This window comes from Mammaliicoccus sp. P-M59, from assembly GCF_022386135.1.
GTDB lineage: Bacteria > Bacillota > Bacilli > Staphylococcales > Staphylococcaceae > Mammaliicoccus > Mammaliicoccus sciuri_A.
This window is the reverse complement of sequence record NZ_JAJNJJ010000002.1, coordinates 156,903-180,193: the sequence shown is the minus strand read 5'-3', so window position 1 is coordinate 180,193 and position 23,291 is coordinate 156,903. Positions and strand designations below refer to the sequence as shown.

The window sequence follows — 23,291 nt, the reverse complement described above, 5'->3', positions numbered from 1 at the left end:
AACACAGGAGGGGCTATTAAAATGAATAGAGAACACATTCTGAAATATTATGAGTCACAGGGATATCTAAAGAATGAAACATTATTTGAAACGCTATATGAACAAGTCCAAAAAAAACCTAATAATCTTGCGGTGATTGATAAAAATCATAGATTAAGTTATCAAGAGTTGCTTGATAAAGTCAAAGATTGTGCAGCATTATTGGCTGATTTAGGTCTAGAAAGCGGTCATCGAATAATAATACAGCTCCCAAATAGCATAGAATTTATGATTGTACTCTTTGCTTCAAATATGTTGAATTTAGAGCCTATACTGATGATGCCTACGCTTAGAGAATCAGAAATTATTGCGATAGCCAATCAATTACAACCAAAAGCATATGTCGGTTCTTCAAATTATTTAGGATTTAATTATTGTAAAATGGTTGCAGATAATTTGGAGTATATCCCTTCTATAACAACAATTATTGGAGACACGGAAGAGCGATATGACAATGTTAAATATATTAATATTAATAGAGAAAGAAATATGGGAGATATAAAAGTTGAAAGCCATAAGTCACATAATGGTCGTAATGTAGGTGTCTTCTTGCTATCAGGAGGTACAACCTCAAACCCTAAAATAATCCCAAAAATTAATGAGGCTTATGTCTATAACATTAAAAAAGCTGCCGAGCGATGTCAGTTTAACGAAGCCACTATATACTTAGCAGTACTTTCTGTTGCACATGATTACGCTTTAGCTAATCCAGGTGTATTAGGTGTACTTTTTAATGGGGGAACTGTTGTTTTATCCCATACAAATGGTTTTGATGAGGCTTTTAAATTAATAGAACAAGAAAAAGTGAATACAACTTCTATTGTACCTGCTATTGCATCGGTATGGCTAGAAAATCATAATTGGTTTCCTGCAGACTTATATTCGTTAAACCACATAATTATGGGGGCAGCAAAAATAGATTATGATACTTTACTAAAACTAGAGAATGAATTAAATGTAACAATTCAACAAGGCTATGGACTTGGGGAAGGGATTACTTGTTTTACTAAACTGAATGATTCTGTGGAAATTAGATTAGGAACTCAAGGGCAACCTATTTCAGAAGGTGATGAAATTAAAATTTTAAATGAAGATGGAAGTATTCAACCTAATTATAAGGTTGGAGAAATAGCGGAAAAAGGTCCTTATACATTCTTGGGTTACTATGACAATGAAGAATTGAATAAAAAAGTATTCTCTGAAGATAATTATTTTTTAACTGGAGATCTTGGTTATTTAGATGGAAATGGAAACTTGATTATGTCGGGTAGAGTTGACGAGCAGATTAATAGAAAAGGTGAAAATATTGTCCCTGCAGAAATTGAATCGATTTTGAGGAGACATCCATTAATAGATAATTGTGCCGTATTTGGTATGACTGACCAAAGTCTGGGTGAAAAAGTATGTGCATGTATTGAAGCAAGTGGTATACAAATTACTCATCAAGAAATACTAAATCATTTTGAAACACAAGGAATAGCTAGATATAAAGTGCCTGATGAAATTTATTTTTTAGAAGAATTACCCTACGCAAATATTGGTAAAATCGATAAGAAAAAAATAATTAAGATAGTTAGTGGGTGCTCATAATGTTGTCTAAAAATTTAACTCAAGAAGATATCAAAGAAGAATTAAAACAAGATATATCACATATGTTAAAAGGTAACATATTCATAGATGATCAGACATCGCTTATTAAATTTGGTTTAGAATCACTAGATATAATGAAAATATTAGCTAAATGGATGAAAGCTGGTTACAAAGTCTCCTTTTCAAGTTTTATTGAGAATCCTACTTTAGAGAAATGGAGTATATTATTATTTGAAAATCGCCCTACTATCTCTAAGGAAATCAAAAAGCCTAATGTTGATTTAAAAGAGCCGTTTGATTTAACAGATGTTCAATATGCATATTGGATAGGTAGAAAAGAAACAGAAACATTAGGTGGTGTCGGCTGTCATGGATATGTTGAAATTGATACACAAATCCTGGATTTAGAAAAATTAAATAAAGCATGGTTAAAGATATTCGAAATTCATCCTATGTTAAAAGCAAAATTTACTGAAAGTGGACAGCAGCAAGTATTAGATGAACCATTTCATAAAGAAGTAATTGTACATAATTTCTCTCAATATGAAGATAAAGGAAAAAGTCTAGAAACTTTTAGAAATGAAACTTCTCACCGATTGATGCGTGTAGATTTAGGAGAAGTCGTATGCTTACAGTATATAATTATTAATGATGAAACAGCTAGATTATGTTTTGATATTGATTTATTAGTCTGTGATGTGCATAGCTTTAAAATGATATTAAGTGATTTAGCTACTTATTATAATGATATAAATAGCCAACATGGACATGAAGAATCATGGAACTTTGCAGAGTACTTAGCCTATAAACAACAAAGTGATCAAGCGCAAAAAGAAAAGGATGAAGCTTATTGGTTAAGTCAATTACAAAAGATGCCTGATGCACCGCATTTGCCAGTTATAAAACCTCTTAATCAAGTTGTACAGCCTAAGTTTAATAGACGTTCAACAATAGTTACACCAGATCAGCTTGAATTAATGAAGAAAATTGGAAAACAACATGGTGTCACATTACCTATGATGCTTTTAACACTTTATGCAAGAACTATTGCAAAATGGAGTAATAACAAAAGGTTTTTATTAAATTTGCCTATTTTTGATAGAGATTCAAGTATAGATATTCAACATGTAGTTGCAGATTTTACAAATCTTTTATTGCTTGACATCGATATGTCTCAAACTAAGAGTTTAGCTGAAAATATGAAGGAGCTGCAAAATAATTTTCACGAAAGAATGAAGCACATTTCGTATTCAGGTATCCGAGTAATGAGAGATTTACAAAAGCAAAGAGGTAAATCATTTATGTCTCCTGTTGTCTTTTCTAGTAATCTTGGTGATGCTCTTGTAGATGAGAATTTCATCCAAACATTTGGTGATATATCTTATATGATTTCTCAAACACCGCAAGCGTACCTAGATTTCCAAGTGTTTAATAAAGATGGTGGTTTATATATTGTTTGGGACAGTATAGACGAACTTTTTCCAGATGGATTAGTTGATGATATGTTTGAATATTTTAAAGAAGAATTAATACTTTGTCAGAGTTCAATGGATGAGATATACACACATAAAACTCAAAATGAATTACGGCGAGAACAAGAGAGGCAAGCTTTTAAGGTTAGTAATAATTATACGCAAACCATACCTCAAAAATTTATTGAAATAGCTCAACTATATCCTCAAAAATGTGCCCTTATCAATGGTTTGACGAATGAAGTTGTGAGTTATCAAGAACTTCTTGAGTTAGTAAATCACATTGCAGGATACTTACAACACAAAGGCGTCCAACCAGGAAATAGTGTAGCGATTAAATTACCGAAAGGACCAGAATACGTTGCTTCCATGATAGCGGTTATGTTAATGGGATGTAGTTATATTCCAATTGGTCCTCACCAACCTTACAAGAGAATAGAACAAATTTTAAATCATTCTGATATTACACATTTGATTATACAAAACGAAATATCCAGCAATTTTGAAAATAAACAGCAATTTATCATTAGTATTGAAGAGGCAATAAGATTTGAAAATGAAGTGCTGCCACCAGATCAGAATGTTTCTGACTTAGCTTATATAATATTTACATCTGGGTCAACTGGGAAACCAAAAGGTGTGAAAATCACCCACCATCAGGTATTGAATACAATTGAGGCAGTTCAATATAAATGTCAGATGGATAGTAAAGATATAGTGATGAATGTTTCCCAATTTGATTTTGATCTTTCAGTATTTGATGTTTTTGGTCCCCTAATGATAGGAGCTAGTATGTGCTATGTTGAGGATCAGTATTGGCGAGATAGTCAAAAGTGGTTGGAAGTATTGAAAAAGCATCCTATAACTATATGGAATTCAGTGCCAACCTTAATGCAAATGTTACTCACTGAAATGAAGCATAAATCAATAAATCAACATTCGCTTAGATATGCGTTACTCTCAGGTGATTGGATTGATGGTGAATTGCCTACACATATTCTAGAAGTATTTCCAAATAGTAAAGTATTAGCTATGGGAGGTGCTACAGAAGCATCTATATGGTCTAATTTTATCGAACTTGAGAGACCTGCACCTACACATTGGCATACAATTCCATATGGAAAACCTCTTCCTAACCAAATTTACAGAATTGTTAATGCTCAAGGAAAAGATGCAAATGATTATGAAGATGGAGAACTTTGGATTGGTGGAGCAGGAGTGGCTGAGGGATATTTTGATCAACCAACATTAACAAGAGAGCAATTTGTGAATGAAGGTGGGGTGAGATGGTATAAAACAGGAGATAAAGGTCGTTTTTGGAGAGACGATACAATAGAATTTTTAGGAAGATTAGATAATCAAGTCTCATTAAGAGGACATCGTATCGAATTAGGTGAGATAGATTCTGCTATTAAACGCGTCAGAGGCATCGATCAATCTGCTTCAATTATTAAAGATTTTGGAGGTCAAAAACAAATTATAAGTTTTGTGACATTTGATTCAGACCAATTACAACAAAATCCTTATATCAAAAAGATTAAAAGTTTTAAATCATTTGATGCATATCGATTCATGAATAATATACCATTTAACTATTACCTTCATGAATCTATAATCAATACCATAAATCAATTGACTAAAGCTTGTATAGAACGAGTACTTTTACATCTCGAAAAATCTAAAGTGATACCAGGATACCAACTATTAGTAAAAAAATGGGAAGAGCTGAATGGAAAAATCTCGATTAATGATGGAGAAAGAGTGTCACAAGATATAGATTTAAAGGAAGAATTGTCCAATATAATTAAGTTATTTGAAAGATACATGCTTGATATTGTTTATGGTTATAAACGACCGAATGAATTATTAATAGATAAAGATTTCCCTGGAATATCTAGACTGATAGAAGCGGTAGAAGCAGGCCGATGGGCAAATCAAATATTAAATTCAGTTTATAAACATATAATGCAGAATGAAATGTCTAATAAATCTATTCTTGTATATGGTACCCAAAGTTTGAATGGTGTAAAAGAGAATATAAAGAATAAAGAACATAAATGGACTTATATTGATTCGAGCTTATATTACATTAATAACGAACAAGAAATACCTAAAGAGGTTTCCTGTTATGTGGATAATTTAGAACTTAAAAATATACCTGAAGATATAACTTTTGATGTAATAATTTTAAATAATGAGTTGCATCGTGTAAGTAATCCAAAAGCTACATTAAAACAGTTAGAGAAAAAATTAAATCCAGGTGGCTTTTTACTTGTTACTGAACTCACTGAACCTTTATCAATGCAATATATTACAACTGCTCTGTTGGATAAAGTAGAAACAGAAAAAGATTTAAATCCATTATTAAGTCACGATACCTGGGTTTCAATTTTTAATCAAAGTGAGTTCCATTTACGTAATATGTATACAGATCAAAATGAATTAGGTTCAGCATATTTATATGTTTTACAAAAAAGTACAGCATATCAATTTAATGAGGAGAGTATTAAAACATTCTTATCTGACACATTACCTTATTATATGATTCCTTCTCAAATTCAAACTTTAGCAGATATACCGATTACAGCTAATGGTAAAGTGGATCGAAAAAAACTGTTAGCTTATGATAATAAACAAAGTCAAGATAATAATTCAGATATTGCAACATCACAAGTAATGACCTCTTATGAATGTAAACTAAGTCAGCTATGGGAGAATCAATTACACCAATTACCGGAACCAGATGATGACTATTTTAGACTGGGTGGGGATTCATTGCTCGCTACTCAATTAAGAAATGATATTAAGCAAACATTTGGTGTGACTATTGAGTTAGAAGGTATTTTTAAATTTTCTAAATTAAAAGATATGGCTAATATCATTGAAAAATCAGGACAGAGAGCTATAAGGCATCAATTACCTGATGTGAAAGATAATTCACCTTATGATAAGTTCTCGCTAACTGAAGTACAACAAGCCTATATTTTAGGTAGAAGTGGTGCATTTGAATTTGGTGACGTCTCAAGTCATTGTTATTTTGAACTAGAAACAGAACATTTAGATGTTAATTTATTAGAATCTGCTTGGAATAAATTGATACAGAAACATTTAAGTCTTAGAACGGTTATATGTGAAGACCAACTTTCACAAAAGGTATTAAAAGAAGTTAATTTCTACAATATTGAATATATTGATTTGAGACAAATTAATAATGGGGAACGACAGGCACTCAAAGTGAGGGATCAATTGGAACATCAAAACTTTAATCCCTATAAATGGCCATCTTTCGAAATAAAATATTTAGATTTATCATCACAGAAAGGTCGAATATGTGTAAGTTTTGATAATTTGTTTTTTGACGGATTTAGCATGTTTCAATTATTCAAAGAATGGAGATATTTGTATGAGCATCCACATACGAGTCTGACGTCAAATCAAACAACATTTAAATCTTATGTAGAATCATTTGAACAGTATAAGAAGACAGTAAATTACTCAAAAGATTTGGAGTACTGGGAAAATAAAATTCCATCTATATTTAATAAACCAGATTTAAATATTAATCACTCACCTACTTCTCATCGCTTTAAACGGAATAGTAATAAACTAAGTGCTGATGAATGGGCTAAAATTAAAGAGAAATCTAAATATTATGGTTTGACCCCTGCAGGAGTATTATTGACAGTATATGCAGAAATACTTGCGCGATGGAGTAAATCACAGCAATTTACAATTAATCTTACGCGTTTTGATCGTCTTCCATTTAATGAAGCGGTACAAAATATCATAGGAGATTTCACTACTTTAACTTTATTAAGTGTTGATATGACTAAAGGTGATTCATTTATTGATCGAGCTAAGCGATTACAAGAAGAATTATGGGAGTGTATGTCTCATTCAAGTGTAAGTGGTATCACAGTACAACGATTAATGAACAAAAACAATAAAAATAATATGACTATGCCTATTGTCTTTACAAGTGGATTAGGGATTAATGGTAAAAGTACTGATGCAATAGGTAGGGTACAATATGGTTTATCTCAAACGCCTCAAGTTTGGATGGATTTACAAGTTTTTGAAGATGAAACAGGTTTGAATATTGCCTTAGATAGCATAAAAGATTTATTTGAGCAAGGTATGGTTGACGAGATGTTTAAGGGATATATACAAACATTAAGAGATTTAAGTAAAACTACTGATATATGGGAAAATGAACATACAAATATTATAGAGAGTTCATCTAATGCTTTGATTCACCAAATTAATCAGACTGAAGTTCCAGCTTATAAAGGTCACACTCTATTAGAAGGATTTAGCCACCAGGTTGATAGGTATCCTAATCAAATTGCAATTATTGATAAATATCAAACATATTCTTACAAAGAAGTGAATCTCTATGCTAATGGTTTAGCTCAACAATTAAAAACAGCAGGAGTACAAAAAGGTGATATTATTGCAATTCTATCTGAACAAACATTTGAGCAAATTATTGCAGCAATCGCTATATTTAAGGTAGGAGCTATTTATACACCTTTAGCAAGAAACAATCCAGCTTCTCGAAATATAAAAATAATGGAGCAAGCAGGTGTGAAATGTATAATCACAAGTAAATCATATAGCGAGGATGAATATACAGGAGTTTCAAATATTCAATTTGAAGGTACACAATTAGAATATTTTGATGATACCCAAAATGACAAAAAAGATTTAGCTTATATTATCTATACTTCAGGTACTACTGGTACTCCGAAAGGAGTTGCGATTAAACATGAATCAGCGATGAATACAATTTTAGATATAAATGACAGATTAAAAATTACAGCTGATGATAGAGCAATTATGCTATCACAAATGACATTTGATTTGTCGGTATATGACATTTTTGGCATGTTCCAAGCAGGGGGTGCGGTGTTTATCGTTGATGAAGTAGATCGTATCAATCCCGAAGTTATAACTTATTATGTTAAACAATACTCAATTACATTGTGGAATACAGTTCCATCTTTATTCAAATTATTTATACAATATTTAGAAAAACATCCACAAAAAGATTTAACGATAAATAAAGTATTATTGAGTGGTGACTGGATTCCAAAAGATTTGTATAAGGATGCTAAGAAAATAATTAATTCTAATATACAATTTTATGGATTAGGTGGTGCAACTGAAGCTTCGATTTGGTCTAATATATTTGATTTATCAACACTAAAAGAATCAGACGTATCTGTTCCTTATGGAAAACCTTTAGCTAATCAACGTATGTATATTTTAAATGAACAATTAGATCTATGTCCAATTGGAGTAATAGGAAATCTGTATATTGCAGGAGAAGGTTTAGCGGATTGTTATTGGAACGATGAAACTAAAACAAGACAATCATTCTTTTATCATTCGGAATTAAAGCAAAGACTTTATAGTACAGGTGACCTAGCAATGTATAGAAATGATGGACAGATTATCTTTAAGGGGCGTGAAGACGGCCAAGTCAAGATAAATGGCTATAGAATCGAACTTGGAGAAATAGAACAAAATTTAAAACAAACCTCATATATCCAAGATGCAGTTGTGCTTATTGATAAACAACTTATTGTAGCTTATGTTGCTTCTGAAAATGTAGAATATCAAACAATCGAATCTGACTTAAAAAAATCCTTACCAGCCTATATGGTACCGAAAATATATTTTCAAACTGATGAATTCCCTCTCACGCAAAATGGGAAACTAGATCGTAATAAGTTACTCAATGAAGTTAGATTCGATAAAGAGGGTGTATCAGAAAGAGAATGGAATAGTTTAGATAGACAACTTCAAAATTTAATGAAGGAAATACTTGAAGTAGATACGATTGAATTAAATGATGATTTCTTCCTACTAGGAGGAGATTCATTAAAAGCAATACAGTTTATCCAGTTAGTAAAAGAAAAACTATTAATAGAATTATCACTAAAAGAACTCTTCGAAATATCTCAATTAGACAAATTGTCGAAATATATTGAGGAAACATACCAAAATAATGTAGAAGAAGGGGAAATATAAAATGCTTAAGAATGATTATATGACATTTCCATTTTTAGATGATAAGCAATTAAATCATAGAAAAAAGCTGTTTTGTTTCAGTTTTGCTGGGGGTTCTGCTACCAAATATTATAGCTGGTTAGATGAAATTCATAATGTAGCTGTTATTCCGATAGAATTACCAGGTAAACATGCTCGTATGAATGAACCACTTGAGTCTTCTTTAAACCATTTAATAGAAACGTTAGCCAGAGAGATTGCTAATATCACATCTCCAAGTGATGAAATTAACCTATATGGACACAGTTTTGGTGCGTTGCTTGCATTTTATGTGACTCATTTATTAGAAAGTAAGTATAAGAAAAGTGTTAAAAATTTAATTGTTGCTGGGAGACATAGTGTGACGTTCGAAAAAGAACGTCACTACTATTCTACACAGGGTGATACAGCTCTAAAAAGAGAACTATTACGACAAAGAGCTACGCCAGAAGAGATTCTTGAGACAGAAGCTTTTCAAGACTTATTTCTACCAATGATAAAAAATGATTATAAATTGGATGAGCAACATAAATATCATGGTGAAATTATAAAGGCGGATATTATTGCTCATGCTGGTGATGAGGATGTAGATGCGACTCAAAAAGATATGTTGAAATGGAAAGAAGTGACTAAGGGTAAATTCAGTTTTGACTTGTTTCATGGAACCCATTTTTTCCCTTTTGATTTATCTGCTAGTTATTGTAGATCCTTAGATAAAATTTTTATAAGGAGGAAGGGGAATTAAATGAATTCTGAAGTACTTACAATTATGAAGAATATACAGGGTTTTTCTTTATCAGTATTGTTATACACTGCTTGTGAAATAAGATTATTCGACAATATAGTTGAGCAAAAACAAACAAAATCTAGTTTAGCTCAATCTTTAAAAATTCCACAAGATAAATTAAATCTTATTGTTACACCTTTAATAGCCAAGCGATTTATTAAAGAAAAAGCAGGATACTTGTACTTAACTGAATTAGGTGACTATTTAACAGAAAGAAATTCAAAAAACTCTTTATTACCTTATGTATTATTTACTGGGCGTATAGTTATGCCAACATGGTTAGGTTTAACAGATGGTCTGACTTCAAATCAATCTCCATACGAAGTGTTACATAAGCAACCCTTTTTTGAACATTTGAGTGAGAATGAAAAGTCATTAGAGACTTTCACAAACATGATGGATAGCTATACACGAAGCCATGATTTAGAGGAGTGGTTTAAGCATTTCTCTCCTGAAATTCCACTATCATTTGTAGATATCGGAGGTGGTAGAGGAGAATTGATGGTAAAAATACTAAATTATTTCATTAATTCAAAAGGGGTTGTACTAGATCTGAATTCTGCAGAAGAAGAAACTACTGCATTGATGAGAGGAAATGATGTTTCTGACCGTCTTAAGTTTAAAACACAAAACTTTTTTGATAGTTATGAGATAAAAGGCGATATATTTATTTTATCTAAAGTTTTACATGATTGGCAAGATGAGCAAGCTACAAATATTCTTAATAATATAAAAGGAAATATGAAACCTAATAGTCGAATATGGATAATAGAAGAGCTTTTACCGGTTGAAAATGATAACAATGTTTATGATAAATATATGGATGCTCTAAACATATGGATATTATGTGGAGGGGTCGAACGAAGTTATCATGATTTTGAAAAATTATTAGAAAAAAGTGGATTGAAAATAGAACGAACACATCATATTAATGGTACTTTATATTTGTTAGATATTAGTAGTATTACTACGGAAGGTATAATTTAAAATATAAATATAGAAAAAACAAAATAAATAGTGTGAAGAAATATAAAAAAAGCCGATTAGTACGTCTATATACCTCAAAAAAGATTATTCTTAATTTAAAAACCAATGATTTCTTAAATTTTTTGATGTTAATGTTCCTATTTTATAATAATAAAACTGAGTCAAATAAGGACTAGTTGAAAAGAAAAGAGTGAGTAAAATGAAGAAAAAAATGAATACGAAAGATTATATTTTTGCCGGTGCTTTTGCTGCAATATATATCGTAATCCTAGTGGCAACTGGCATGCTTTTTGGTCTTAATCCGGTTACGTTCTTATTAACACCTTTGATAACTGGAATTATTTTAGGACCAGTATTTATACTTTATATTTCTAAAGTTCCTAAGAGAGGTGCTGTCTTTATTTTAGCTATATTATCAGGATTGACATTGTCATCTACTACTATTGCACCTTTATTTATTGCTATTATCGCAGGTATATTAGCTGAAATTGTATTAAAAGACAGAAGTAAATATACTAAGCTCAAAAATATAGTTGCTTATAGTATCTTTAATATTATTGTAGTTGGTCCTTTTACAATGCTATTATTTGCTCGGGATCAATTTATGAAGTCTTCGGAATATTATTATGGAAAAGATTATGTTGAACAATTTTCTGCACTTACACCAAATTGGATTATCCTCGTAATAGTTGCTCTTGCTATTATTGGGGGTATCATTGGAGCAATTATAGGTAATAAATTAAATAAAAAACATTTTGAGAAGGCCGGCATTGTATGAATATGATGAACACTGTAAATGTGCCATTGTATTTTAAAAAAGATGCTTTCGTAGATATTTCACCTATTACAAAAATTATCGTTTTTATTATTTCATCTATAATAATGATGCGAAGTGGATCGATACTGGGAGAATGTATTGTAGGAGGACTAACATCATTATTTTTATTGAATACTAAAGAAATGATGAAGTGTTATCTGTTTGTCGTGATATTCTTTGGGACGATTGCTTTAGAAGGAATTGCTGAATTAGTTCATTTAAGTCAAAACTTTTCTTTTATTTTTATAATATTTAATGTTGTAAGAGTATTTATACCAGCGATTGCAATGTTTTATATTTTAGCAGAAAAAACAACTACTAGTGAATATTTGGCAATGTTTAAAACCTTACATATTCCAGATGCTTTTGCAGTCGCTTTTGTAGTAATGTTACGTTTTATTCCAACATTATTAGAGCATTTAAAAAATATACGACAAGCATTAGTTTTTAGAAATATTGATATCGGTCCAATTTACTTTTTGAAACATCCAATCTTATCCATAGAACGATTGGTAGTTCCAATGTTGATTTCATCCGGTAAAGTGATGGAAGAACTCTCAGCAGCTGCAATGACACGTGGATTAGATGTCGGAAGAAAGCGTACGACCATCATCAAATTTCGACTAAATATTGTAGATTATCTTGTGATATTTATAGCTATTGCACTCGTCATTATTTTTAAAGGGGGATGAACGTATGAATGCGATAGATCTTCAAAAGATTAGCGTAACAACATCTGATTCTACTAAAATTATTGATGAGTTTTCACTACAAGTAGCACAAGGTGAGTGTGTCGTTTTATGCGGAGAAAGTGGTTGTGGCAAAACAACGATTACCCGGGTAATAAATGGGTTAATACCTGAATTTTACGATACCTTAAGGTTGGAAGGTGAAGTAAAGCACTTTGGTGCATCAATTAACGGCAAGACTATTAGTGATATAGCTAAAAATGTTGGTTCTGTATTTCAAAATCCAAAATCTCAATTTTTCAATTTAGATACTTCTAATGAATTGATTTTCGGATGTGAAAATTTAAATTTAACGCGAAAAGAAATTCTAGAGAGAACAGAAGAGACAATAGCTGATTTAAACTTAAAAAATCTAATTAATCGAAGCATATTTGAACTTTCTGGTGGAGAAAAACAACGTGTTGCTTGTGGCTCTATTATTTCTATGAAGCCAAAAATACTACTTCTTGATGAACCTACTGCTAATTTAGATTATGAATCAATTGAATTATTAAAGATATTACTGACTAGTTTGAAGAAACTTGGCTATACGATTCTACTATCAGAGCATCGCCTATATTGGTTAAATGGCTTAGCAGACAGATTTATATATTTGAAATCCGGACAACATCAAGCAACTTATACATTTGATGAACTATATGTTAAAAGTGAACAAGAGTTATCTATAATGGGTCTCAGAAGTATGAATATTGATTCTTTATCTAAAAAATTGAACCAATTAACAAATGAAAAATCATGGGAATTATGTCAAATTCAAAGAAATGTTGACGAAGATTCCTCACTATCTATTGAACTTGAAGAAGTAGAAGTATCTTATCACGATAAGACTGTGTTTTGTATTCCTCACCTTCAATTTTCAGGTGGCAGTATTATCGGTGTTATTGGAGAGAATGGTGCAGGAAAAACGACATTTATAAATACATTATTAGGGTTTATCAAGTATAAAGGTGCTATCAAAGAAAATAAACAGATATTAAAGAAGAAAATGTTGAATAAACAAGGATTTATGGTCATGCAGGACGTAAATCAACAATTGTTCTCAAATACACTTTTAAATGAAGTTCGTTTAGGTACAGATGCAACAGAAGAACAAGTACAACAAATCTTAAAGCAATTAGGTTTGTCCCATTTAGAAACACGGCATCCTGCTTCTCTCTCGGGAGGAGAAAAACAACGTACAGCAGTAGCATCTGCATTGCTATCTGATAAAAAAATCATCGTATTTGATGAACCAACTTCAGGGCTCGATAGAAACTCATTAGATCAATTTTGTAATGAGATAAAGTCACTATCTTCCCCAGATAATATTATTTTTATAGTGACACATGATATGGAAATGATATTTCAATTAGTAGATTTTGTACTACCTTGTACTAAATATAATCAATAATTTGCTTCATTGTGAAAAGTGGCGGGTAATGATACTAGAATAGTAGAAACAGAGGTGAATAATGATAACATGCAACCTATAATAAATTTATCAGATTTAGAAGAACGTATACCGGAAAATGACGTAGCACGAATAATGAAAACTTAATAAACAATATTTTCTAGGCGGCTTATTCTATATGATCTATAGAGGATAAGTCGCCTAATTTTAATTTAAATACTATTTACCATTATTATTATATTTGATTAATAATATGAATTTTCTAAACTTGCGTATTCATTTTAAAAATGTTACTTTATTTATATCGTTAAATAGTAATGATTACGATTTAGGAAGTGTTAAAATGGAAAAAACAAATAAAGTAGTGATTATTGGTGCGGGTCCTGCTGGTATAGGTATGGCTATTGCATTAATTGAAATGGGATTAGATGATATTCTTATATTAGATAAAGGACAAGTTGGTGAATCTTTTAAAAATTGGCCATTATCAACTCGTTTTATCACACCTTCGTTTACAACAAATGGATTTGGAACACCAGATATTAACGCAATCACACCTCATAGTTCTCCTGCTTTTACTTTTAAAAAAGAACATATTTCAGGTAAAGAGTATGTTCAATATTTAGAAGCACTTGTACAGATTTATAACTTGAAAATTGACCAACATACAAATGTATTAGATGTATCCAATAATATAGACAAAGACACATATAAAATTTATACAGATCAAGGGACTATTGATGCTGAATATATCTTTGTTGCGACAGGGAATTTTTCATATCCTTATAAACCGTTTAACCATGGTAGACATTATAGTGAGGTTGAAAAATTTTCAGATATATATGGTGATCTGGCTGTCGTAATTGGTGGTAATGAAAGTGGGTTTGATGCAGCAATCAATTTAGCATTATCCGGTAAAATTGTTGATATTTATACTAATTCTACAAGTTATAAACAAGAAGATGCTGATCCAAGTATTCGACTTTCTCCTTATACACACCAACGATATGAAGAATTAAAGGAACTTGGTTATCCCATACGTATTCATACCGAACATGTGGTGAAAGAAATAGAGTATAAAAATGGTCAATATGTTATTCAATTTAACGGCGTACATGACGATGTGAAAATTTCCGAAGAACCAATACTTGCTACTGGATTTAATCCTGTTCAACATAATCGACTAACCCGAATATTATTTGAAAATGATGGTACAAATTTTATGTTAACTGACGATGATGAATCAACAATTAATCCTAATGTCTTTATGATAGGAGATACGGTTAAACATCAAGATGTGATTCTTTGTTATATTTACAAATTTAGAACGCGTTTAGCTGTTCTAGCAAAATTAATATGTGATCGAGAAAGCTTTGAAGCAAATGAGGATGCTATTGAGTTCTATCAATCAAATCAAATGTTTTTAGATGATTATACTTGTTGCGATGTGAATTGTTCATGTTAAAAGTTGAATATAATATTAAAAATGGAACTTGTTCACCGATACCAGACGGTGAACATTATATTGTGATTAAGCAGCTAAAAAAACTATCAACAGAACAGAAGTTGCAGTTCAAAAGGTATATCATTCAAAAGCAATTAAAGCTGACTATAGATGAAAACTTTAAACAAAAGATAGATGATCCTGACGAATCAAAATATATTATCTCTGAATTGGATATCTTAAGACAGGAACAAGCGAAACATATCCCTAAAATAAAAGATATGTTTTTAGCTTTTGTTTTAATCATAGTAATGTTTATGTTGCCAATATATTTTTCTTATTATTTATCTCAATATATTCAAAATCATTGGGCTGAGCAGTTCTTAGACTATGTAATACATACTGTTCAATTCGACGAAAAGGCTTTGAATGACTTACTATTTGGAGATTATGGGTTATTGTCACTCGGTATATATTCAATCATTTGGGCATTACCCGTTGTCGTTTTCATTAGTATTTCTACAAATATTATTAGTGAAAGTCATTTGAAATCTTATATCGTTTGGTCAATCGATCCAGTTATGACAAAAGTAGGATTAACTGGTTACGATATTGTGCCAGTTATAGAGGGATTTGGTTGTAATTCTGCAGCAGTATTGCGCGCCAATCATGATTGTAGTGCTTGTACTAAAAATAACTGTATAAGTATGGTTAGCTTTGGATCATCATGTAGTTATCAAATTGGCGCAACACTTTCACTGTTCAGTGTAATCAATGCCCCATGGTTATTTATTCCTTATTTAATAATCGTATTTATCGGTGGTTTAATACATATTAAACTATGGTCCCCAAAAAGCATGATACCAACTCATTATTTTGTGTTAGATAAAGTTAGAAAGCCTTCAATTAAAGCTGTTTGGAAACAATCCAAACAGACTATTCTGTCATTCTTAGCTCAAGCTTTACCAATATTTATGATGATTTGTGTATGTGCGAGTATCCTTTCTATGACACCTATTTTACTGTGGACTGCAAATATCTTTAATCCAATTTTACAGTTGATGAAAGCACCTCAAGAGATGTCAACGGGTATTCTATTCTCAATGATTAGAAAAGATGGTATGTTGTTGTTCAATATGAATCAGGGCTCATTATTGCAAGCAATGCCATTAAAAAGCGTATTCTTATTAGTATTATTTAGCTCAACATTTTCTGCATGTTCTGTAACAATCACTATGATAATTAAAAATTTAGGGTGGAAACAAGGTCTAGGAATTGTCGTAAAACAAATGATAACAGCGACAATTTGCTTATGTATAACTGTATTGATTATGAATTTTTTGGAGGGATTTAATTGATATTATCAGATCAAGATATTAAACAGTCTATTAGTGAAGGTCAAGTGAGTGTTACACCTTATCGAGAACAACTTATAGAACCAGCTTCTATTGATTTAACATTAGGCAATCATTTTCTACTACCCATTTCACCGAAAGATAATGTGCAATCGTTGAAAGATCCTATTCAGTATGATGAAGTTGTTGCCAAAACTTTTACAATACCAGGTAAATCATTTGTATTAGCGACTACACAAGAATATGTGAAACTTTCAAATATGATGACGGGTTTTGTAGAAGGGAGGAGTTCAATTGGCAGAGCGGGTTTATTTATACAGAATGCTGGTTGGGTAGATCCGGGGTTTGAAGGTCATATTACTTTAGAATTATTTAATGCGAATGATTTCTCATTAAAAATTGAAGAAAATCAACGGATATGTCAACTTGTAATAGCACGTACACATTTACCTGCTATTTCTGGGTACAATGGAAAGTATCAAAGACAAGTCAACACAACAGGTAGTAAAGTGTTTATGGATTTTGACAAATATTAAAGGTGGATTTGGTATGGAAATTTTTATCATTACTGGATTTTTAGGAAGCGGGAAGACATCTTTACTGAACCATTTGATTAAAGAAGTCCATGAAGAAGGTAAACGAATTGCTGTCATTATGAATGAGTTTGGTAAGAGGACAGTTGATTCTGAGTTAATTCAGTCTGATGTTACAGTAAATGAAATCATCAATGGCTGTATATGTTGTGAAATGAAAGATGATGTTGCACATCAATTGCATATGTTATATATTGAACAACAACCAGAAATAGTTTTAATTGAATGTAGTGGTATTGCACACCCATTAGAAGTACTAGATGCATGTTTGACACCTGTGCTTTCGCCATTTATAACAATAAGAAGTATCATCGGCATCATAGATATACCGGAATATCAAAAAATAGCAACCTATTCAAAACAAACACAACAACTTATCGATGTTCAACTAAAGTATTGTCAGGATATTATAGTAAATAAGCTTGATTTAATCGATTCGTGTGAGTCAATCAATATTATTAAATCTATACAAGAACAATATCCAAGAGCAGAAACATTTTCAACAACTTATGGAAAAGTAAGTTATCATTACTTATCTAAAAAAGTTAAAAACATCCCATTTAAGAATCAAAATCAAAATTTTCATAATCATATTTACCATAAATACTACTCAATTGATAAGCCAGTTCAAATGGAAAAATTCAAATTATGGTTAGAGAATTTACCCCAAAAGGTATATCGTGTAAAAGGGTTTATAACATTCGAGAATAGTCCTAATAAATATTTAGTTCAAATTTCTAATAGTAATGTGCTTATTGAAAAGTATGATATAGACATAGATGATTATCTAATTTTAATTGGAGAAAAGATAGACGAAGAGAATATCTTTTTTAGTTTATATTGAGGAAGAGAGTACTCACAAAAAAACACTTTTGTAGAAATTCACATTATGTGAATTTAACAAAAGTGTTTTTTATAAAATGGGCCTAACTCACTTAGAAACTTCAAAGCGACAGCTGTTTTTTTGATTAGATTATTTGAAAGTGCACGATATCTTGTAGTCTTCGTGCGCCAGGGTACTATTTTAGGGTATAACGCACGATATCTTGCAGTCTTCGTGCGCCTTCACCTCACCGCCTTAGCTCTCTTAACTCACCAAACTCTACCATCCTACACATTCACGACTTCTGTATCTACAACTTTTGTAAATGTTGTTTGATTGATGAGCTCGGTGAGGATGTTATGTTGTGTTGGGTGTAGGTTAGGGTGGTTGCGGTCATCGATGATTGACCATCCGCCTGATTCATACACTTCTAATGCCTCATCTATTATATTCTGTCGATTACCTATAAACTTTACGTATTCGACTTCCTCTTTACTTGATATATCTTCAACTAAATCTCTAACAATATGACCTACGATTGTGATGCCGGGTCCTGGTATTTGTGAGAGTGACTGTACTTTTTCGACGATATTAGATACATTGCCTGCGATGACCGTTTGTTCTGGTCGTGTTGCACTGAAGATAACGGCTACTGGTATATCGTCTGTGATTTCTGCTTTAATTTCTTTAACTAAAGTTGGTAATCTCTTAACACCCATATAAATGGCGAGCGTGCCACCATTTTTGAGTGTTGTGATATCAATGGATTGTTCTTCATTATCTTTGAAGTGGCCAGTTGTAAATGTAATATTAGTTGAAATGTTGCGTTCTGTTAACCCTCGATTGAGTTCGCTCATCGCAGCTGAAGCGGCTGTTATACCAGGTACGACTTCAAATGTAATGTTGTGTGATTTTAATGTGGAAACTTCTTCTGCAAGGCGTCCAAATATTGCTGGATCACCGCCTTTTAGACGGACGACCGTCTTATTTGTGCGTGATTTTTCAACAAGTAATTGATTAATATCTTCTTGTTTCATAGATTTGTGATAAGGTCGTTTACCAACATGAATCCACTCTGTTTCTGGTGATGAAAATTGTAATACAAACGGATTGACGAGTTGATCGTATAAAATAACATCTGCCCGCTTAATACATCGCTCTGCTTTTTTAGATAGTAATAAAGGATTTCCTGGACCTGCACCGACTAAATATACTCGAGGTTCTGCGATTATAGACATACGTATATGTCTCCATCAACCACTTCTACAGGATAAGTTGGGACACATCCTTCATCTGGTTCTTGAACTTGACCAGTCGATAAGTCGATTTTTTGGTCATGAAGTGGACAGTATACATAATCTCCACTCACTGTACCTTCTGATAATGGACCTTGTTTATGAGGACAAACGTTATTTATCGCACGAATGTTACCTTCTTCAGTTAAAAATAAACCAATTTGCGTATCTCCAACGATAACTTTCTTACCGATTAATGGTTCAAGGTCTGAAATATGCGCGACTCTTACTTTTTCATTTGTTAATGTCATAGTTACACCTTCTCCACTTCAAAAATGTGACGTTTATCTTTATTGAGCACGACTTCATGCCATGGCTCTGTATCGTAGGCGCGTTTCGCATCCATTATGCGTGCGTAAAGTTCATCTTGTTTTTCAGGATCAAGTACAACTGATTTTACTTGGTCAAAGCCAAGTCTCTTGAGCCATGGTGCTGTACGTTCTGCATAAATACCTGTTTCACGATAGTATTGCATGTATGCACCACATAGTTTGACAACTTCATCTTCAGTTTCAACAGTTGTTAGTAATTCACCTGCGACGACATCTGTACCACCATTACCTCCAATATAAATTTGGAAGCCATTTTCTACACCGATGACTCCGAAGTCTTTAACACCTGATTCTACACAGCTACGTGGACAACCTGAAACACCCATTTTGAATTTATGTGGTGTGTCGATATATTCAAATGTTTTCTCTAAACGGATACCTAATTTTGTTGTGAATTGTGTACCGAATCGGCAGAATTCTTTACCGACACAACTTTTAACTGAACGTGTCTTCTTACCATAAGCAGATGCTGAACGCATATCTAAGTCTTTCCAAATTTGCGGTAATTCTTCTTTTTTAACACCGTATAAACCGATACGTTGTGCACCCGTGATTTTGACTAATGGGATGTTGTATTTCTTAGCTACTTCACCAAGTCGAATAAGTTGATCGGCATCTGTTACACCGCCACGCATTTGAGGGATAACAGAGAATGTGCCGTCTTTTTGAATATTGGCATGGTAACGTTCGTTCGCAAAGCGTGAAGCTTTTTCATCTTCGTGGTCATGAGGATATACCATGTTTAAATAGTAGTTAATAGCAGGACGACATTTTGGACAGCCACCTTTATCTTTAAAGTCCAATACGTGTCGAACTTCTTTAGATGTTTTTAAACCTTTAGCTCGAATTTGAGTAACGATTTGATCTCTTGTAAGGCTTGTACATGCACAAATACCTGTTGGCGCTGCAGCAACAAAGTCATCACCAAGTGTATATTCTAAGAGCTCTGCAATTTGACCTTTACACTTACCACATGAGTTACCAGCTTTCGTCACACGTGTGACATCAGCTACGGACGTTAAACCTTGGTCTTTAATCGCTTCTACGATGACTCCTTTGGAAATACCGTTACATCCACAGATTGTTTCATCGTTATCCATTTCAGCAACGCTAATTGCATCAACTTCTCCTGCTTTATGAAGAATTGAAACGAGTGTATATTCATCGATTGTATCGCCTTTTTTCATCATATTATAAAAGCGATTGCCTTCTTCTGTATCACCATAAAGTACTGCACCAACGATCGTCTTATCTTTGACGAAGATTTTCTTATAAATGTTATCGACACCGTTAAAAGTTTCAATACCACGGACACCTTCATTTTCAGTAATCCAACCAGCACTAAATAAATCACAGCCTGATACTTTTAAAGAAGTAAAGGTCGTTGAACCTTTGTAACCTTCAGTTGGAATGCCCGTAATATGATCTGCTAAGACTTTACCTTGGTCATATAGTGGGGCAACAAGACCGTATACTTTTGAGCGGTGTTCTGCACATTCTCCAACTGCGTAAATATCTGGGTCACTTGTACGCATGAAATCGTCTACTACGATACCGCGTCCAATTTCTAATCCAGCGGCACGTGCTTCTTTCGTTACTGGGCGAATACCAACTGCCATCACGACCATGTCTGTTGCGATGACACGACCATCTGATAATCGAATACCTTCAACATGGTTTTCACCAATGATTTCTTGTGTATTCGCTTGTAATTCAAATTTAATACCTTGCTTTTCAAGGTCTGCTTTTAAAAGTTCTCCTGCTTTACGATCTAGTTGTACTTCCATCAGCCATTCTGCTAAATGTACGACTGTCACGTCCATACCTTGATCGACAAGACCTCGTGCGCATTCTAGACCGAGTAAACCGCCACCTATAACGATGGCACGTTTTTTAGTCTTAGCTGTTTCTAACATCTTTTCAGTGTCATCGATGGTTCTGAAACCGACAACACCTTCTAGACGAGAACCATCAATTGGTAGTATGAATGAATCAGAACCGGTCGCAATAATCATTTGGTCATATGATACTTTCACGCCATGTTCTGTTTCGACTTGTTTCAGGTCACGATCAATTTTTACAACTTTATCACCTGTTATTAATCGAATGTTATGTTCTTCATACCATTCATAAGGGTTCATAATTGTTTCTTCTTTTGTCATTTTATTTTGAAGAATGTTTGATAACATGATGCGGTTATAGTTTGGATAAGGTTCTTTACCGATGATTGTGATTTCAAAGCGGTCTGGATCACGTTCTAGAATTTCTTCAATTGTACGGACACCAGCCATACCATTACCGATCATTAAAAGTTTTGTTTTACTCATGCATATCCTCCTTCATTGAATCTAACCATGCTTTAATTTTCGCTGCATAGTGTTGTGTTCGTTGAATATCTTGGCCGTGTGAGCTAATGCTGATTGTTAGGCCATTATGTTCAATATCTAAGCTGTTATAAAAGTCGGATTGTTTGCGATCCCCGGTATGATTGACCCATTGAGAGGGTAGGGCGTCTTGAGCAACTCGGTCATTCGTTTCGGGATGGTTTGTTGCGATAATAATTAAATCTGCATGGGCAATATGTTCTCGTTGATAGTCCGCTTGTATGAAGCGAATATGTTTCGTTGGTTGAATCGTATCAAAGTGCTCATGAAATTCACGTGCGATAACATCGATTGAGCAAGGCTCTGATTTTAATTTAGAGAACTTTCTCCATGCAATTTTGCCGCCACCAATGATTACGACATGTTTACCTTTAAGGTTAAGTTGAACTGGATACATCCGGTACCGCCTCACATTCAGCAATTCTTAAATGTACGATGTCTTTTAATAAAGGATGAAAATTAATAGCCGTCGTATATGTGATAGGATTCGGTAAACCGAGTGATTCTATTTGACGTTTCGACTTGTTTACAAGGAAACCATCATAGAAGAAAAATGGAATAATTAATAATTTACGATGCTTTTTAGCAATTTTTGGTAACGTTTCTTTAAAGCGAAGTTCACCATAGACCATGCTTGGGTAACATGGATTTTGAGCCGTTGATAGCTCGTGACAAATGCGTGTAAGTGCAACATCCGGTTCATCAAAGCGTGCATTACCGTGAGCAAGTATGACAATGCCAGTTTCATCATCAATGTCGTCTTTGTAAGCTTCAAGTTGAGAAGCAACCCAGTTTGTCATAATCGGGTGTGTGCCTAGAGGTTTACTTAATATAAACTGCACGTTCGGATTATTTTCTTGAAATGTTTCATATAACGCTTCGATATCTTCGTAATAATGAGAAGCGGTAAACAATAATAACGGCACAAGATGAATACGTGAATAACCAGCATCAATCGTTTGTTGAATCACTTCATCCAATAAGATCTCTTCACTTTCTAAAAAGGCTACCTCATAATCAATCTCATCACTATTAAAAGTTTGATGAATAAAATTTAATAACGTTTCATTTAACTTTCCCTTTCTCATACCATGAACAACTAAAATCGTCTTTCGCATGACAATCCCTCCTACATCTTTATTCTAAAACAATATAACGAAAGTTTGTGAATTTTTTCTCA

16 protein-coding genes are annotated in these 23,291 nt (G+C 32.7%); 11 read left to right on the top strand and 5 right to left on the bottom strand.

Annotated elements, in window-relative coordinates; all coding sequences use genetic code 11:
* The first annotated feature begins 21 nt into the window (after positions 1-21).
* The 11 genes from LQ617_RS05860 (at position 22) to LQ617_RS05810 (ending at position 18,121) form a co-directional block, all read left to right on the top strand.
* Positions 22-1,629: an AMP-binding protein gene (locus LQ617_RS05860; RefSeq protein ID WP_239739912.1), complete on the top strand. Its 1,608-nt coding sequence runs from the start codon at positions 22-24 to the stop codon at positions 1,627-1,629.
* A gap of 2 nt (positions 1,630-1,631) precedes the next feature.
* Positions 1,632-9,137: a non-ribosomal peptide synthetase gene (locus LQ617_RS05855; protein WP_239739911.1), complete on the top strand. Its 7,506-nt coding sequence runs from the start codon at positions 1,632-1,634 to the stop codon at positions 9,135-9,137.
* A gap of 1 nt (position 9,138) precedes the next feature.
* Positions 9,139-9,900, top strand: coding sequence for a thioesterase II family protein (locus tag LQ617_RS05850; protein ID WP_239739910.1), 762 nt, complete (start codon positions 9,139-9,141; stop codon positions 9,898-9,900).
* Positions 9,901-10,929: a methyltransferase gene (locus tag LQ617_RS05845; protein WP_239739909.1), complete on the top strand. Its 1,029-nt coding sequence runs from the start codon at positions 9,901-9,903 to the stop codon at positions 10,927-10,929. It begins immediately after the preceding gene.
* A gap of 199 nt (positions 10,930-11,128) precedes the next feature.
* Positions 11,129-11,707: an MptD family putative ECF transporter S component gene (locus LQ617_RS05840; protein ID WP_239739908.1), complete on the top strand. Its 579-nt coding sequence runs from the start codon at positions 11,129-11,131 to the stop codon at positions 11,705-11,707.
* 2 nt (positions 11,708-11,709) lie between these two features.
* Entirely contained in the window at positions 11,710-12,438 is a 729-nt protein-coding gene (locus LQ617_RS05835) for an energy-coupling factor transporter transmembrane component T (protein WP_239739906.1), read from the top strand.
* A 4-nt stretch (positions 12,439-12,442) separates the two neighbouring features.
* Positions 12,443-13,885 (top strand): ABC transporter ATP-binding protein, encoded by a 1,443-nt coding sequence (locus LQ617_RS05830; protein ID WP_239739902.1) that lies wholly within the window; start codon positions 12,443-12,445, stop codon positions 13,883-13,885.
* A gap of 343 nt (positions 13,886-14,228) precedes the next feature.
* A complete protein-coding gene (locus LQ617_RS05825) occupies positions 14,229-15,350 on the top strand; it encodes an NAD(P)/FAD-dependent oxidoreductase (protein WP_239739900.1) in 1,122 nt (373 codons plus the stop codon).
* Positions 15,344-16,687, top strand: a complete 1,344-nt coding sequence (locus tag LQ617_RS05820) for a nucleoside recognition domain-containing protein (protein WP_239739898.1) — start codon at positions 15,344-15,346, stop codon at positions 16,685-16,687. Before LQ617_RS05825 ends, LQ617_RS05820 begins: the two co-directional genes overlap by 7 nt.
* A complete protein-coding gene (dcd, locus tag LQ617_RS05815) occupies positions 16,684-17,220 on the top strand; it encodes a dCTP deaminase (RefSeq protein ID WP_204253159.1) in 537 nt (178 codons plus the stop codon). The genes LQ617_RS05820 and dcd overlap by 4 nt, the downstream gene beginning before the upstream one ends.
* Before the next feature lie 13 nt (positions 17,221-17,233).
* Entirely contained in the window at positions 17,234-18,121 is an 888-nt protein-coding gene (locus tag LQ617_RS05810; RefSeq protein WP_239739896.1) for a CobW family GTP-binding protein, read from the top strand.
* 266 nt (positions 18,122-18,387) lie between these two features.
* Here the strand turns inward: LQ617_RS05810 and cobA are convergent, their stop codons facing one another.
* From cobA to LQ617_RS05785, 5 genes are read right to left on the bottom strand one after another with little or no spacing between them, the layout of a single operon-like run.
* Positions 18,388-19,338 carry a uroporphyrinogen-III C-methyltransferase gene (gene cobA / locus LQ617_RS05805; RefSeq protein ID WP_239739894.1) on the bottom strand — a complete coding sequence of 317 codons (951 nt, stop codon included), beginning with the start codon at positions 19,336-19,338 and terminating at the stop codon, positions 18,388-18,390.
* The gene (nirD, locus tag LQ617_RS05800; protein ID WP_239739893.1) at positions 19,329-19,646 is read right to left on the bottom strand and encodes a nitrite reductase small subunit NirD; all 318 of its coding nucleotides are present in this window, start codon (positions 19,644-19,646) and stop codon (positions 19,329-19,331) included. Before nirD ends, cobA begins: the two co-directional genes overlap by 10 nt.
* A 2-nt stretch (positions 19,647-19,648) precedes the next feature.
* The gene (nirB, locus tag LQ617_RS05795) at positions 19,649-22,054 is read right to left on the bottom strand and encodes a nitrite reductase large subunit NirB (RefSeq protein ID WP_239739891.1); all 2,406 of its coding nucleotides are present in this window, start codon (positions 22,052-22,054) and stop codon (positions 19,649-19,651) included.
* A complete protein-coding gene (locus tag LQ617_RS05790; protein ID WP_239739889.1) occupies positions 22,047-22,508 on the bottom strand; it encodes a precorrin-2 dehydrogenase/sirohydrochlorin ferrochelatase family protein in 462 nt (153 codons plus the stop codon). The genes nirB and LQ617_RS05790 overlap by 8 nt, the downstream gene beginning before the upstream one ends.
* Positions 22,489-23,229 (bottom strand): sirohydrochlorin chelatase, encoded by a 741-nt coding sequence (locus LQ617_RS05785; protein WP_239739887.1) that lies wholly within the window; start codon positions 23,227-23,229, stop codon positions 22,489-22,491. The genes LQ617_RS05790 and LQ617_RS05785 overlap by 20 nt, the downstream gene beginning before the upstream one ends.
* Positions 23,230-23,291 lie beyond the last annotated feature (62 nt).